Origin of the sequence: Aeromonas sp. QDB63 (genome assembly GCF_027707425.1) — a bacterium.
Taxonomy (GTDB): Bacteria; Pseudomonadota; Gammaproteobacteria; order Enterobacterales; family Aeromonadaceae; genus Aeromonas; species Aeromonas caviae.
Window position 1 is genome coordinate 54,575 of the sequence record NZ_JAPCIS010000002.1, and the last position, 14,284, is coordinate 68,858.

A 14,284-nucleotide genomic window follows, 5' to 3' on the forward strand; every position below is an offset into this window, starting at 1 on the left:
GTTACTCATAAAACTCCGAATCTTCGGATTCGCCAAAACCCGATCCCCAGAAATAGGGATCTTCTGCTTCCCGTTCCAGCGACCCCATGGCGGCACCGACCAGCAGCGCCGCGTTGGCAACTTGAATATCTTCCGGCACCCGTTGCCCGTCGGTGATGTAACTGATGGGCAGGGCGTTTTGAATGCACACGTTGATCACTTCACCCAGATTCAGGCTCTCGTCGAGCTTGGTCAGAATGCAGCCGGAGAGCGGAATGCGCCGGAAGTGATCCACCGCCTCCTGCATCACCCGTCGCTGGGAGGTGGCCGACATGACCAGATAACTGCGTATACGCACCTTGGCATTCTTCACCAGGGTGTCGAGCTGTTCGGTCAGGCGGATATCCCGCTGACCCACCCCGGCGGTGTCGATGAGCACCAGCCGGCGATGGCGGAACTGATAGAGGGCACTGGCCAGCTCTTCGGCGTCCCGCACCTGACGCACCGGGCAACCCATGATGCGACCATAGGTCTGCAGCTGTTCGTGGGCCCCGATCCGGTAGTTGTCCGTGGTAATGAGCGCCACCTGCTCGGCGCCATACTTCATGGCAAAGCGGGCCGCCAGCTTGGCGATGGTGGTGGTCTTGCCCACCCCGGTCGGTCCGAGCAGGGCCACCGCCCCTCCCTGACGCAGGATCTCGTCCTCGCTGATCTTGAGCTGGGCCGTCAGCACCTCGGCCAGCTGGGCCATGGCCTGATGGATCGGCATGTCTTCGGGGATGAGGCCCGCCAGCTGATCGGCGAAGGCGTCGTCAAACCCCATCTTCTTGAGCTCCTTGATGAGCAGGGCGCGCATGGGTTCGCGGCGTTCCACCTCCTGCCACATCAGGCCGGAGATCTGGTGCTCCAGCAGCTTGCGGATGCTGGCCATCTCCTTGCGCATCCCCTCCATCTCCTGATCTCGCTGGGCGGACTGGGCCTGGCGCGGGGCGGCGGCAGGACGGGCCTTGGGCTTGGCGGGCTCGGGAGCGGCGCCCCACTGGCCCTGTTCGGCCAGGGTTCTGGGAGCACTGGCCGCGCCCGCCAGTCCGGCGGACTGGGTGCCGGCAGCGCCATTGGCGGGCCAGGAGGCCGAGGCCGGCTGACCGTTGCCTCCGTTGCCAGACCATGATCCCGGTGCGGCATTGCCACCCGCCGGGTTGGCCGGATTGAGCTTCTGCTGGCGTGCCAGCAGGGCCGCCAGGGTATCGGCGTAGTATTCGTTCTGTTCCTTGGGTGGCGCCGACCTCGTCATCTGCTTGCCCGCAGACGAGATATTGACGCTCTCTTCATTCAACTGACGGCGAACCGGCGCGTCTTTGGGCCCCGGTACCTGGGATTGATAATCGACGGCCGCGACTATCTCCACCCCACCGGTGACCTTTTTGTTGGACATGATGACGGCATCGGGTCCGAGAGTCTCCTTGACCTCGGCCAGCGCCGTGCGCATGTCTTTGGCAAAAAACCGCTTAATCTTCACCCGTCATCTCCGCTAACTAGCCCTGTCCCACCGCACTGACGATGCGGATCTGCTTGTCGTCAGGCACTTCCTGATAGGACAGCACGCGTAATCCAGGAATGGCATTCTTGACAAATTTCGCCAGGGTATTGCGCAATATCCCCGATGTCAGAAGCACGGCCGGCTGGCCTTCCAGTTCTTGTCGTTGAGTGGCTTCCACCAGGGAGCGTTGCATCCGCTCCGCCAGTCCCGGTTCGATACCGGCGCCATCTCCCCCACCTGCTTGCAGGGATTGATGCAATATACGTTCCAGTTCTGGTGACAAGGTGATCACCGGCAGCTCGGGCTCGGGGCCGGCAATCTCCTGCACAATCAATCTACGCAGGGCGATCCGGCAGGCTGCGGTCAGCACTTCCGGGTCCGGGCTGCGGGGCGCATATTCCACGAGGGTCTGCAGGATAGTGCGCATATCGCGAATTGGCACGCCTTCATTGAGCAAATTCTGCAATACCTTCACCAGGTTGCCCATGCTGATCACCTCGGGAACCAGTCCTTCCACCAGCTTGCTCTGATGCTTCCCTATCATGTCGAGCAGTTGTTGCACCTCGTCATGACCCAGCAGCAGCGCCGCATGGTTGGAGAGGATCTGGCTCAGGTGGGTAGCCACCACGGTGGCCGCATCGACCACGGTGTAGCCAAGGGTCTGGGCCTGGGAGACCTGCTCCTTGGCGACCCAGACCGCCTCCAGCCCGAACGCCGGGTCCTGGGTGGCGATACCGTGGATCTGGCCGAACACCTGCCCCGGGTTGATGGCCATCTCCTTGTCGTGATAGACGGTGGCTTCCCCCGTACTCACGCCCATCAGGGTGATGCGGTACTGGTTGGGGGCAAGATCCAGGTTGTCGCGAATGTGGACGGCAGGCACCAGAAAGCCCAGCTCCTGGGAGAGCTTCTTGCGCACCCCCTTGATCCGGTTGAGCAGCTCGCCCCCCTGATTCTTGTCCACCAGCGGGATCAGCTGATAACCCACCTCCAGGCCGATGATGTCCACCGGCATGACGTCGTCCCAGCTGAGATCCTTCTGCTCCACCGGGGCATCCCCCTGGGCCGGCATGAGTTCGCCGCTCGCCGCCTTCGCCTTGTTCTGCTTCTCGCGGCGCAGCAGCCACCAGGCGCCCGCCGCCGCCACCGCCCCCAGGCTCAGGAAAGCCAGGTGCGGCATGCCGGGCACGCTGCCCATCATCAGCAGGATGCCTGCGGAGATCACCAGCGCCTTGGGATTTTCGAACAGTTGGCCGAGTACCGCTGTTCCCATGTCTTGGTCGGTATTCTGACGGGTGACGATGATGGCCGCGGCAATGGAGAGCAGGAGCGAGGGGATCTGGGCGACCAGACCGTCACCGATGGCGAGCAGGGTATAGACCTGGGCCGCTTCGCCGAAGGTGAGCTGGTGCTGCATCATGCCGATGATGAAGCCGCCGATGATGTTGATGAAGAGGATCATGATGCCCGCGATGGCATCCCCCTTCACGAATTTGGAGGCACCGTCCATGGAGCCGTAGAAGTCCGCTTCCTGAGTCACGTCCTGACGGCGCTTCTTGGCCTCTTCCTGGTTGATGAGACCGGCGTTCAGATCCGCATCGATGGCCATCTGCTTGCCGGGCATGGCGTCAAGGGTGAAGCGGGCGCTCACCTCTGAGATCCGGCCCGCCCCCTTGGTGACCACCACGAAGTTGATGATCACCAGGATCATGAAGACGATGATGCCCACGGCATAGTTGCCGCCGATCACCACGTTGCCGAACGCCTCGATCACATGGCCTGCCGCCGCGCTGCCGTTGTGGCCTTCCAGCAACACCACCCGGGTGGAGGCGACGTTGAGGGCGAGCCGCAGCAGGGTGGCGATCAGCAAGACGGTGGGGAAGGCGGCAAATTCCAGGGGGCGGCGGGTATAGACCGCCACCAGCAGCACCACGATGGAGAGGGCGATGTTGAATGAGAAGAGGATATCCAGCATCAGGGGCGGAATGGGGAGTACCACCATCCCCAGAGAGGCCAATACCAGCAGCGGCGTCCCTACCCCTCTGCTGAGCAGCCACTTGTACTCTTTGAAACGGCCCAGTCCCGCTTTGAATCCCATCGTGCTTCTCAATGATAAACTGCCAATGACGGATTAAAGCAAATATCAAGCCAAGGATTCAATGCATTGATCTATATGGCTTTTATTTTAACGCTGTCAGAAGTCCGTCGTTGGCGTCACGGGGAATGGTGACAGGGGGAAGCTGCCTTCACCAAGCCGGCCAAAGGCCAGCCCAGGCCATGGGGCGAGGCGCCGCGCCTCGACAGGGAGATTGCGGCCTTGTTTTCGACACAAGGGAGAGATCGGATGGTGGGGACATCCCACCGCTTTATTTGCGAAACGCGGGGGCGCAAGGGAGAGAACCCGGGATCAGGCTGCCTCCACTGCGTTATTTGCGAAACTCGGGTGGAATGGGCAGATCCGTGGCGATGGGGGTCGGACGCCGGCCGCGGCCACGGCGGAACTTCTTGAGCTGATAGACATAGGCCAGCACCTGGGCGACGGCGGCGAAGAGCCCCTCCGGGATCTCCTGGCCAATCTCGGTGGCGTGGTAAAGGGCCCGGGTGAGCGGCGGGGAGGACATGACGGGGATGTCGTATTCGCGCCCGATCTCCCGGATCTTCATCGCCACCTCGTCGACCCCCTTGGCCAGTACCTTGGGCGCCGCCCCCGGCTTGCCCGCATCGTATTTGAGCGCCACCGAGTAGTGGGTCGGGTTGGTGATGATCACATCGGCCTTGGGGACATCCCCCATCATGCGGCGCATGGCCATCTGCATCTGCAACTGGCGTATCCGCCCCTTGACCTCGGGCTTGCCTTCGCTGTCCTTGAACTCGTCCTTGATCTCCTGCTTGGTCATCTTGAGCTGGCGATTGTGGTTCCAGCTCTGGAACGGCACATCGATGGCGACAATGGGGATCAGGGCGCAGCAGAGGATGATCAACATCCAGAGCAGCAGGTCCAGGGCATCGACGATGCCGCCGGGAAAACCCTCGAGAGAGAGATTCAGCAGATGGTTGAACTGGCTCGACAGCATCCACCAGGCGAACAGACTGATAAACACCACTTTTGCGATGGATTTGACAAGTTCCACCAGAGATTGCACCCCGAACATCCTTTTGATGCCGCTCAGGGGGCTCAGCTTGCTCCACTTGGGCAGCATGGCCTCGGAGGAGAAGTTCATCCCGCCGAGCAGGGTGTTGCCGACGAAGGCGGCGATGATCACCAGCATGAACAGCAGCCCCAGAGGCTGGATCAGCTCTCCCAGCAGGGCAGGCACCATGGCCCCCATGGCATTGGGGTCGAACGCCTGATCCCGGTCCAGGGTAAAGCCCATGGTGAGCACCTTGATCATGGCACCTGCCAGACTCTCCTTGATCATCAGGAGGCCGAACACGGTCGCCAGCAGGACGCTGGCGGTACCCAGCTCCTTGGAACGTGCAATCTGCCCTTTTTCCCGGGCTTGTTGCAGTCGTTTGCCCGTGGGTTGTTCTGTGCGTTCCTGATCGGTATCAGCCATGCTGGCCTCCTGCCGGCATCAGCCGACTGGCGGCCCGCCAGACTGGCGGCAAAAGGGCCGCAACCGGGAGGGCCTCAGTCATGCTGGCCCCCGAAGCACTGGACGTTGATGAGCTCGCAGCTGGTCTCCTGCACCCGCTCCCAGAGCGCGTCGAAGTGCCCCATGAAGCCACCTATGGTGAGCCAGAGGATGAACAGGCCCGACATCATGCTCACCGCAAAGCCGATGCTGAAGATGTTGAGCTGGGGGGCCGCACGGGTCATCACCCCGAACGCGAAGTTGATCAGCAGCAGGGCGATGATGGCCGAGAGCGCCATCACCAGAGAAGCCTGATACATGACCCCGAGAAAGCTCACCAGGCTGCGGATGGCAGGCAGGGTGAGCCCGCTGTCAGATACCGGCAGGGTTTCGAAACTCAGCACCACCATGCGCAGCATCAGCAGGTGGCCGTCCACCGCGAGAAACACCAGGGTCGCCAGCATAAGGTAGAACTGGCCCACCACGGGAGCCGACTGGCCGTTCATGGGATCCACCAGGGTGGCAAAGCCCAGGCTGGTCTGCATGGCGATGACCTGACCCGCCATCACGAAGGTCTCCAGCAGGAACTGGGTCATGAGGCCGAGCGCGATGCCGATGAGCAGTTGCTGCCCCAGCACCAGGAAGCTGCCGAGGGAGAAGAGCTCGATCTTCGGCATCGGGGGCAGCAGGGGGGCGATGATGAGGGTGATCGCCAGCGCCAGGCCGATACGGATATGGGCGGGGGCGAGCCGGCTGCCGAAGACCGCCATCACCATCAGGAGACTGCTCACCCGGGCCAGGGGCCAGAGGATGGAGGAGAGCCACTCCATGATGAGCGCCGTGGTGTAGGTCATGACAGCGGCACTCCCGGCAGGGGCAAGCCAACGGGAGGACGCAGGCCCCGGTCTGCCTCGGCCAGAGCGAAAGGGTGGCCCTTGGCTGGCATCAGCCCACCACCTCGGGGATCTGGCTCACCATCAGCTGGAAGAAGTCCATCAGACTCTGCAATCCCCAGTGAGCACCCGCTCCCAGGGCCAGCAGGGTGACCACCAGACGGGGCAGGAAGCTCAAGGTCTGTTCGTTGATGGAGGTGGCGGCCTGGAAGATGGCGACCACCAACCCCACCATCAGGCTCGGCAGGATCACGGCGCACACCATGATGGTCACCAGCCAAAGCGCCTCGCGAAAGACGTCGACGAAGGTTTCAGGACTCATTGCTCGCTCCTTTTGATGGGTTTGCAGGCCTCTTCGCTTCCTCCCCGAGTGAAGGGGAGAGCCAGGGGGAGGGTCTGCCCTCCCCTAACCACCCGAGCCCAGCCCGAAGCTGGTGGCCAGGGAGCCCAGAATGAGGTTCCAGCCATCCACCATGACGAACAGCATCAGCTTGAACGGCAGGGAGACCAGCATGGGGGAGAGCATCATCATCCCCATGGCCATCAGGATACTGGCGACCACCAGATCGATGACCAGGAAGGGCAGAAACAGCATGAAGCCTATCTGGAAGGCGGTCTTGAGCTCGCTGGTGACGAAGGCCGGGATCAGCACCCGCAGCGGCACGTCCGCAGGCTCGGCCACCTGCACGTTCGCTATCTCCATGAAAGTATTGAGATCCTTGACCCGGGTCTGGGCCAGCATGAACTGGTGAATGGGCAGCTCCGCCTTCTCCAGGGCCTCCTTGGCCCCGATGGTCTCGGCCAGATAGGGCTGCAACGCCTCGTTGTTGATGCGATCCAGCACCGGCGACATGATGAAAAACGACATGAAGAGGGCGATGCCGATCAGCACCTGGTTGGAGGGGCTCTGCTGCAGACCGATGGCCTGGCGCAGGATGCCGAGCACCACGATGATCCGGGTGAAGGAGGTCATCATGATCACCATGGCCGGCAGGAAGGAGAGCGCGGTCATCAGCGCCAGCACCTGCAGGGTCAGGCTGTACTCCTGACTGCCATCCGCCATGGTCTTGACGGTGAGTGCCGACATGCCGTCCTGGGCCATCGCCAGGGGCGAGAGCACCAGGGAGAGCAGTGCCAGCCACCGGGTCCAGTTAACGTTTTTCATGCTTGCCCATCAGTTTGCCCAATTGCTCGGAGAACGCCTGGGGCTGGCTCTCGTCCAGCGGCTCCTCCAGGCGATAGAGGAAGTTGACCTGCTGCGGCGTCACCCCGACCAGCAGCTGCTGGCCGCCCACCTTGACCACCATCAGCTTCTCCTTGTAGCCAAGGGGCAGGGTGGCGATGACCTTCATCTGGCCCCCTCCCATCACCTGGGAAAGCTTGCTCTTCTTGAGCAGGAAGCCGAGCACCAGGATGAGGCCGATCACCATCAGGCTGGAGAGCAGCCAGGAGGTGAGGCTGGGGGGATTCGCCCCTACCCCCGGGTTGGCCAGGGCTGGCAGGGAAAACAGCCACAACGGGAGCACACGGATCATTTGAGCTTCTTGATCCTTTCAATCTGGCTGATGACGTCGGTGAGACGGATACCGAACTTGTCGTTCACCACCACCACCTCGCCGTGGGCGATCAGGGTGCCGTTGACCAGCACGTCCAGGGGTTCACCCGCCACCCGATCCAGCTCCACCACCGAGCCTTGGTTCAGTTGCAGCAGGTTGCGAATGCTGATCTGGCTGCGGCCCACTTCCATGGCGATGGTCACCGGGATGTCCAGAATGGTGTCCAGCTTGCGCCGCTCTTCGGCGCTGATGGGGGCTTCGTCCTTCAACTCCTCCAGGGGGGCAGGCTTGGCTTCGGCCGTAACCTGCTCCTCCAGTGCGGCCGCCCAGGCGTCAGCCATCAAATCCTGCTCGTCATCGGTTCCGCTCATCTTCAATTCCTCAGTGTTGCAACACCTCCCCCGAGGGGAGGATCAATCAGGGTGTTTGTCAGAGATGCTTCGCTCGAGCTCTTCCAGCTCGGCTTCGCCATCAATGCGCACGCCCCCGCGGGTCACCAGATGCATCTCTGTCTTGACCCCGTCAGGGCGCTTGATTTTGTCGGTGATCTTGAGCGCCACGTTCTCCTTGGTGCGCCCCATCTTGGCGTGGAAGGTAGGCAGATCCTCCACAAAGACCAGCAGGTTCTCCGGCATCTCCACCGGGATGATGTCCCCGGGTCTGAGCTCCATCAGCTCACGCAAGGAGAGCTCGGTCTCCAGCAGCTTGGCCTTGAGCTCCACCTTGACGTCCATGATCTCGTCGCGCAGGGCCTTGCTCCAGCGCACGTCGGTATCCCCCTTGTCGCTCTGCACGCCGGCATCCAGCAGTTCGCGGATGGGTTCCAGCATGGAGTAGGGCATGGCCACGTGGAAGTCACCGCCGCCGCCGTCCAGCTCGATGTGGAAGGAGCTCACCACGATCACCTCGGTGGGGCTGACGATGTTCGCCATGGCCGGGTTCACTTCGGAGTCGAGGTATTCAAAGCCCACGTCCATCACCGGCGCCCAGGCATCCTTGTAGTCCTCGAACACCAGCTTGAGCAGCATCTGGATGATGCGCCGCTCGGTGGGGGTGAACTCCCGCCCCTCGATCTTGGCGTGGTAGCGGCCATCACCGCCAAAGAAGTTCTCCACCAGGATGAAGACGAGCCGCGCCTCCATGGTGATGAGCGCCGTCCCCTTGAGGGGGCGAAAACGCACCATGTTCAGGCTGGTGGGCACGAACAGGGTGTGGACATATTCGCCGAACTTGAGCATCTGCACGCCGTTGATGGAGACCTCGGCGGTGCGCCGCATCATGTTGAACAGGCTGATGCGCATGTGGCGGGCAAACCGTTCGTTCACCAGCTCCAGGGTCGGCATGCGGCCGCGGACGATGCGGTCCTGGGAGGAGAAGTCGAACTGGGCGATACCGGGATCCCCGGCAGCTCCCAGCTCCTCCTCCTCGACATCGTCGACGCCGTGCAGCAGGGCATCAATCTCGTCCTGACTTAACAGATCGCTCACGCTTCACCTTTCATTGCATGACAAAGCCGGTAAACAGCACTTGTTCGATTACGGGAGAAGAGACCAGGTCGTTCAGCACCCGGCGGCACTCTTCCAGCGAATCCTGACGCAGCTTCTCCTTGCCCTCGAAGGTCATCAGCTGTTCAGCGGTCGCCGAGCTGAAGACCCGCAGCAAGGTGCCTTCGATCAGGGGAATGTTCTGTTTGGCCAGGGTTTCGTCGGCGGTGCCGCGCACCATCAGCTGGATCTTGATCTGCACCAGCCGATCCCGCTGGCCTCCCGCCACGTTGAACACGAAGGGACGGGGCATGCCCACATAGAGCGAGGGCTGGGGCGTGTTCGCCTCCGGCTTGGCCTCGCTCTTTTCGGCGGCGGGCTCATCCCCACCGGCGAGCATGAACCAGGCGCCGGCGCCGCCCCCGCCAAGGAGCACGACGGCCAGGGCGACTATCATGATCAGCTTCTTTTTCTTGCCTGCCGCCGGATCCTTCAGCGTCAGTTCGTTATCGTCTGCCATCCCTTGTCCACCCTAGTCTCAAACTTGTTCGGTATCATAAACTTACTTAAGAATGCATCAAGCATAGAAATCGATTCCGGCATCGTTTGCCGATTCCACCAGCAGCGTGAGGTTGCGAGCGCTCCCCTCGGCCTCTCTGCCATCGCTGCCGCCGCCATTTCCCCCCTGTCGCCCCTGGTCACCGAAACCGGACTGACCCTGGGAGGATGACTGCCCCTGCTGCTGGAAGGCTTGCTGCTGCGCCTGTTGTTGCACCACGGTCTGGCCGAGCTGAATCCCCTGCCCTGCCAGCATGTCGCGCAGGCGCGGCATGGCCTGCTCCAGCATCTCACGGGTCTGGCCATGCTGCACCACGAAGTGCACGCTGGCCTGGCTGGAGGCATCCATCTGGATTTGGATCTTCATCTTGCCAAGCCCCAGGGGGTCTAGCTGGATCTCCGCCTGTTGCAGCTTGTCCGCCAGCATCAGGTTCACCTTGTGGTGCAGCTGCTCGGGGGCCTCAGGGGTCGCCAGCTTGAGGTGGGGCAGGCTCTGGGGCTCCCGTCTGACGGTCGCCTCTGCCAGCGGTCTGTTCTCGCCGACCTGGCTCTGTGCCTGATGCAAAGGCTGGCTCCCCTCGGCGGGTTCACTGCCATTGACTTCCATCCCCGGCTGTTTGCCCAGCTCATCGAGCCGGGACTTGTCCACCGCGGGCTTCACCGACATGGCCGCGCCGGCCACCACCACGGGGGCGCTCTCCATCTGGTCCAGGCCCGCCGAGAGGGCCGTCAGGGGGGCCTGTGCCCCCTGGGATTCGTGACGGGCCAGGATCTGCGGCGCCGCCTGGACTGGGGCCGGGTCCTCCGTCGTCACGGGCTGGCTGCTCCCTGCATTCGCTACAGGCTCGGCCCCTGCACGGGCTCCCTGCCCGCTCGCGGCCTCGGCCTGTCTGGCCTCACCGGCGACAGGGGCGTCCTTCTCTGCTCCTGCCGCCGTCGCGGGCGGGGCGGACTCCGGTGTGGCCGCAGGGGCCGGCCCCTGCGCCACCGTCAGGATCACGCCATCGCCATAGGCGCTGGCGGCACGGGAAGTGGTTGTCCCCTGTCCGGCCGACGCCAGGGGATCGGTCACCCGTGCCTCTTGCGATGAGTCAGCCCGGGTGACAGTGGGAGCCTGGGCGTTTTCTCCTTCCACTACTTTGGCGAGCAGGGCGGCACGCTCCTGACCCGAGAGAGGGGGCTCGACCCCCTTGGCATCCGGCTCCGCTCCCTTCCCTGCCATGGGCTGGCGTGTCGCTCCGCCCTGGTCGGCCACGGCAGTGTCATCGGCCAAGGGGGGCTCTTCCACCCCCAGCGGCAGAGCACCCTGACCGCTTGGCACGGCGCTGGCGCCTTGGGCCGCACCGGGAGCTGCCTTCGTTTTGTTCCCTTCATGCTGACGCTCTGGCGTCATCTGCGGCAGGGAGGCGCTCCCCTCTGCCGCCTCCACGCCCTCTGCCATCCCCACGTCCTTCGCCATTCCCCCCCCCTCTGCCATCCCAGGCGCAGCGACGCCAGGCGGCAAGGGGTTGCCGTCCACAGGCGCCGCTGCCTCACCGGCCAGGGCGGGCGATGTCGGGGGCACCACCAGGCTCACATCCTGGCGCAGGGAGGCTTGCAACTGTTGCAGGAAGTCGTCGGGAGGCAGCTCGCCCTCGTCGTCCGCTCCCTTCGAGGAAGACGCGGACTCGGTGGCGGGCTCGTCAGACGCCAAAGATTTGGCAGCCGGGGCAAGCCCCTCCCGGGCGCCCTCGGCGGGGCCCTGGAGCGGTGGGTTGCCCTGACTGGCTGGCGCCTTGCCCATCAGCTGGGCCATGGCCATGGCTTGCGAGAAGGCGGCCTTGCCCTCGCCTGACGGCTGCACGCCCCCTTCGCCCCCAATGGTGGGAGCCAGCAGGGTGGCGCTGCCATCGGCAGAAGGCGCCTGGGGGAGAGTGCTAATCAAGGGGGTCTGTATCATGCTGGGATCCCTGACGACGATTCGGTGACGGCCGCACGTGCGGTCATGGCTTGGCCCATCGGCCTCGCATGACCGGAAGAAAGCAAATTACAGGCCAGATTGGTGATAACGACGCAGGATGGCGTAGTCATCCAGCATCTTCTGCTCCTGGCGCTGGGCCTTCTGGCGCACCTTGTCCGCCTTCTTCTCCAGCAGCAGCTCGACCGCCTTGCGCCGCTGCTGGGCTTCGAGCCACTGGGTGCGGCACTCGGCCAGCGCCTCGCGCACCTGCAACACCCCTTGGTACTGCTGGGTCGCCGCGTTTTCGAGCTTGTTGATGAAGGCGTGATACTGGCTGTTCTGCTGGGGGCTGATCCCCTGCAGACCGCGCTCCGTCCACTGCTGGTGGTAGATCTGGCGGTACTGGTTGAGGGCGTTCTGCTGATCCATGAACAGCTTGAGATCCTGCTGGGCCTTGGCCAGCGCCATGGCGGCCTGCTGTTCGGCCTCCTCCAGCCGACTCGCCAGCAACGTCAATCCTTTACTCATAAGGGCTCTCCACCGATCAACGCATCAGGGGCATGGCCACCAGTTGCAGGGATTGCAGGCCTTCATCGTAGTGAATGACCTCGCGCATTTTCTGCTGCAAGAACTGATCCAGATAGGGTTTCTGGATGATGGCCCGGTCGATGCGCGGATCCGATCCCTGGCTGTAGGCGCCGATAGTGATGAGATCCCGGTTCTGCTGGTAGAGGGAGTAGAACTGCTTGAAGGTGCGCGCCAGCTCCATGTGCTCCGGTGAGGTCACCATGGGCATGACCCGGCTGATGGATTTTTCGATGTCGATGGCCGGATAGTGGCCCGCATCCGCCAGCTCCCGCGCCAGCACGATGTGGCCATCGAGGATGGCCCGGGCCGCGTCGGCGATGGGATCCTGCAGATCGTCCCCCTCCGTCAGCACGGTGAAAAAGGCGGTGATGGAGCCCTGGCCGTCGCTGCCGTTGCCGGCCCGCTCCACCAGCGCCGGCAATTTGGCAAACACCGAGGGGGGATAGCCCTTGGTGGCCGGCGGCTCCCCCACCGCCAGTGCAATTTCCCGCTGTGCCTGGGCGTAGCGGGTGAGGGAGTCCATCAGCAGCAGCACGTTGAGCCCCTGCTCGCGGAAATACTCGGCGATGGCGAGCGCCGTCTCGCACCCCTTGAGGCGCATCAGCGGCGAGGCATCGGCAGGGGCGGCCACCACCACGGCGCGCTCGCGCCCCTCGGCGCCGAGGATCTCCTCGATGAACTCCTTCACCTCCCGGCCCCGCTCGCCGATGAGGCCCACCACGACGACATCCGCCACCGAGCCCCGGGTCATCATGCCAAGCAGCACGGATTTGCCGACACCGGATCCGGCGAACAGCCCCATGCGCTGACCCCGCCCCACGGTGAGCACGGCATTGATGGCCCGTACCCCCACGTCCATGGGTTGATGGATGGGGCGACGGGCCAGGGGATTGATGCGGTGCTGGGCGAACTGCACCGTCTGGGACGAGAGGATGGGGCCGAGCCCGTCCAGGGGCTGGCCGATGCCGTCGATGACCCGGCCAAGCAGACTCATGCCCACCGGGATGCCGTGATCTTCGGTGACGGGCACCACCCGGGCGCCGGGAATAACCCCCTTGAGCTGCTCGCTCGGCATCAAGAACAGGCGATCCCCGGCAAACCCCACCACCTCGGCCTCCAGGGCCCCATCCTGGGTATCGATGCGGCACAGGGAGCCGATGGCGGCGCGGCAGCCAATGGCTTCCAGGGTCAACCCCACCACCCGGGTGAGCTTGCCTGCCACCGGCGGTATGGGGGCCTGCTCGCGAACCCGGTAGCCTTTAAGCCGATCAAGAAGGGGTGCCGTCATGTCGCCTCCGACGATGAGTGCCTGATGATGCCGTCAGCAGGGCGCTGCACGACGGGTTCGAACCGGGCCATGGCTCAGCTCGCGTTGTCACGCAGGAAATTGCGCAGCAGTTGATCGATGCGCCCGGAGAGGGTGAGATCGATGCTGGAAAGCTCGGTGGCCAGTTGCAGATCGCCGGGGGAGAAGGTGGGCTCGCTTTGCAGCCGCCAGTGGCGCCTGGCGCACTCCTCGGCGCCAAAGGCGGCCTCTACCCGGGTCACATCCTCCGGGTGCAGCATCAGGGTGACCCCCTGCTCGGCGGCAGGGAGCAGGGCCAACCCCTGCTTGAGGGCCTCCAGCAGCAGCGTGGGGGAGGTTTGCGCCTCATGGCGGATGAGGGCGCGGGCGAGCTGTTGCACCAGGGCGATGAGCTGCTGCTCCACCGCCTCGTCCATCTCGCCAAGGGGAGTGGCCAGGCGTGAGACCAGGGCTTGCCAGCGGGCTATCTCCAGCTCCACCTGCTCCCGCCCCATGGCGAGGCCCTCTTCCCTGCCCTGCTCCAGCCCGGCCTGGTGGCCCTGCTGCAAGCCTTCGAGCTTGCCCTCTTCCAGCCCCTTGGCAAAACCGGCCTCGCGCCCATCGCGCATCCCCTCTTCCCAGGCGGCCTGACGAATCGCCTCCACCTCTTCGGCGGTGATGCTGGGGGCGGGCTCTTCGGGTTGTTCTTCCGGCAGGGCCGCATCGGCCTGCTCCTGACGATACCAGTCAGGAGCCAGCCCCAGGGCATTGGTCTCGACCTCGGCTTCGGTCTCCATCTCTGGCCAGCCCCAGGTCTCAATCTGCGCCGTGTCGGACTCGGGCCTCAGATAGCCGCGCAGTTTGCTGTTCTTGTCATTCATGTGCCG

At 63.8% G+C, this 14,284-nt stretch carries 14 protein-coding genes; all 14 read right to left on the reverse strand.

Annotated features, from left to right (window positions below; translation table 11 throughout):
* Position 1: 1 nt before the first annotated feature.
* The gene (flhF, locus tag PG879_RS01750) at positions 2-1,498 is read right to left on the reverse strand and encodes a flagellar biosynthesis protein FlhF (protein WP_041212630.1); all 1,497 of its coding nucleotides are present in this window, start codon (positions 1,496-1,498) and stop codon (positions 2-4) included.
* 16 nt (positions 1,499-1,514) lie between these two features.
* Complete coding sequence (flhA, locus tag PG879_RS01755; RefSeq protein WP_010673930.1) at positions 1,515-3,617, reverse strand: flagellar biosynthesis protein FlhA; 2,103 nt, start codon at positions 3,615-3,617, stop codon at positions 1,515-1,517.
* Between the two features lie 328 nt (positions 3,618-3,945).
* Positions 3,946-5,076, reverse strand: coding sequence for a flagellar biosynthesis protein FlhB (gene flhB / locus PG879_RS01760; protein ID WP_010673929.1), 1,131 nt, complete (start codon positions 5,074-5,076; stop codon positions 3,946-3,948).
* A gap of 74 nt (positions 5,077-5,150) precedes the next feature.
* Positions 5,151-5,948 carry a flagellar biosynthetic protein FliR gene (gene fliR, locus PG879_RS01765; protein ID WP_010673928.1) on the reverse strand — a complete coding sequence of 266 codons (798 nt, stop codon included), beginning with the start codon at positions 5,946-5,948 and terminating at the stop codon, positions 5,151-5,153.
* A gap of 91 nt (positions 5,949-6,039) precedes the next feature.
* Positions 6,040-6,309 carry a flagellar biosynthesis protein FliQ gene (fliQ, locus tag PG879_RS01770; RefSeq protein WP_010673927.1) on the reverse strand — a complete coding sequence of 90 codons (270 nt, stop codon included), beginning with the start codon at positions 6,307-6,309 and terminating at the stop codon, positions 6,040-6,042.
* Between the two features lie 84 nt (positions 6,310-6,393).
* Positions 6,394-7,152: a flagellar type III secretion system pore protein FliP gene (gene fliP / locus PG879_RS01775; RefSeq protein ID WP_010673926.1), complete on the reverse strand. Its 759-nt coding sequence runs from the start codon at positions 7,150-7,152 to the stop codon at positions 6,394-6,396.
* A complete protein-coding gene (gene fliO / locus PG879_RS01780; RefSeq protein WP_010673925.1) occupies positions 7,139-7,522 on the reverse strand; it encodes a flagellar biosynthetic protein FliO in 384 nt (127 codons plus the stop codon). Before fliO ends, fliP begins: the two co-directional genes overlap by 14 nt.
* Positions 7,519-7,914, reverse strand: coding sequence for a flagellar motor switch protein FliN (fliN, locus tag PG879_RS01785; RefSeq protein ID WP_010673924.1), 396 nt, complete (start codon positions 7,912-7,914; stop codon positions 7,519-7,521). Before fliN ends, fliO begins: the two co-directional genes overlap by 4 nt.
* A 42-nt stretch (positions 7,915-7,956) precedes the next feature.
* Positions 7,957-9,030 carry a flagellar motor switch protein FliM gene (gene fliM, locus PG879_RS01790; RefSeq protein ID WP_010673923.1) on the reverse strand — a complete coding sequence of 358 codons (1,074 nt, stop codon included), beginning with the start codon at positions 9,028-9,030 and terminating at the stop codon, positions 7,957-7,959.
* Between the two features lie 10 nt (positions 9,031-9,040).
* The gene (gene fliL / locus PG879_RS01795) at positions 9,041-9,547 is read right to left on the reverse strand and encodes a flagellar basal body-associated protein FliL (RefSeq protein ID WP_010673922.1); all 507 of its coding nucleotides are present in this window, start codon (positions 9,545-9,547) and stop codon (positions 9,041-9,043) included.
* Between the two features lie 57 nt (positions 9,548-9,604).
* Entirely contained in the window at positions 9,605-11,524 is a 1,920-nt protein-coding gene (locus PG879_RS01800) for a flagellar hook-length control protein FliK (RefSeq protein ID WP_270829616.1), read from the reverse strand.
* Between the two features lie 87 nt (positions 11,525-11,611).
* Positions 11,612-12,052, reverse strand: a complete 441-nt coding sequence (gene fliJ, locus PG879_RS01805) for a flagellar export protein FliJ (RefSeq protein ID WP_039039911.1) — start codon at positions 12,050-12,052, stop codon at positions 11,612-11,614.
* 16 nt (positions 12,053-12,068) lie between these two features.
* A complete protein-coding gene (fliI, locus tag PG879_RS01810) occupies positions 12,069-13,400 on the reverse strand; it encodes a flagellar protein export ATPase FliI (protein ID WP_029314163.1) in 1,332 nt (443 codons plus the stop codon).
* Between the two features lie 74 nt (positions 13,401-13,474).
* Entirely contained in the window at positions 13,475-14,278 is an 804-nt protein-coding gene (gene fliH, locus PG879_RS01815; RefSeq protein ID WP_042878970.1) for a flagellar assembly protein FliH, read from the reverse strand.
* Between the last annotated feature and the right edge of the window lie 6 nt (positions 14,279-14,284).

Excerpts from the sequence above, each read along its gene's own strand:
- flhA (WP_010673930.1), bottom strand. The coding sequence starts at position 3,617 with ATGGGATTCAAAGCGGGACTGGGCCGTTTCAAAGAGTACAAGTGGCTG.
- flhB (WP_010673929.1), bottom strand. The coding sequence starts at position 5,076 with ATGGCTGATACCGATCAGGAACGCACAGAACAACCCACGGGCAAACGA.
- fliR (WP_010673928.1), bottom strand. The coding sequence starts at position 5,948 with ATGACCTACACCACGGCGCTCATCATGGAGTGGCTCTCCTCCATCCTC.
- fliQ (WP_010673927.1), bottom strand. The coding sequence starts at position 6,309 with ATGAGTCCTGAAACCTTCGTCGACGTCTTTCGCGAGGCGCTTTGGCTG.
- fliP (WP_010673926.1), bottom strand. The coding sequence starts at position 7,152 with ATGAAAAACGTTAACTGGACCCGGTGGCTGGCACTGCTCTCCCTGGTG.
- fliO (WP_010673925.1), bottom strand. The coding sequence starts at position 7,522 with ATGATCCGTGTGCTCCCGTTGTGGCTGTTTTCCCTGCCAGCCCTGGCC.
- fliN (WP_010673924.1), bottom strand. The coding sequence starts at position 7,914 with ATGAGCGGAACCGATGACGAGCAGGATTTGATGGCTGACGCCTGGGCG.
- fliL (WP_010673922.1), bottom strand. The coding sequence starts at position 9,547 with ATGGCAGACGATAACGAACTGACGCTGAAGGATCCGGCGGCAGGCAAG.
- PG879_RS01800 (WP_270829616.1), bottom strand. The coding sequence starts at position 11,524 with ATGATACAGACCCCCTTGATTAGCACTCTCCCCCAGGCGCCTTCTGCC.
- fliJ (WP_039039911.1), bottom strand. The coding sequence starts at position 12,052 with ATGAGTAAAGGATTGACGTTGCTGGCGAGTCGGCTGGAGGAGGCCGAA.
- fliI (WP_029314163.1), bottom strand. The coding sequence starts at position 13,400 with ATGACGGCACCCCTTCTTGATCGGCTTAAAGGCTACCGGGTTCGCGAG.
- fliH (WP_042878970.1), bottom strand. The coding sequence starts at position 14,278 with ATGAATGACAAGAACAGCAAACTGCGCGGCTATCTGAGGCCCGAGTCC.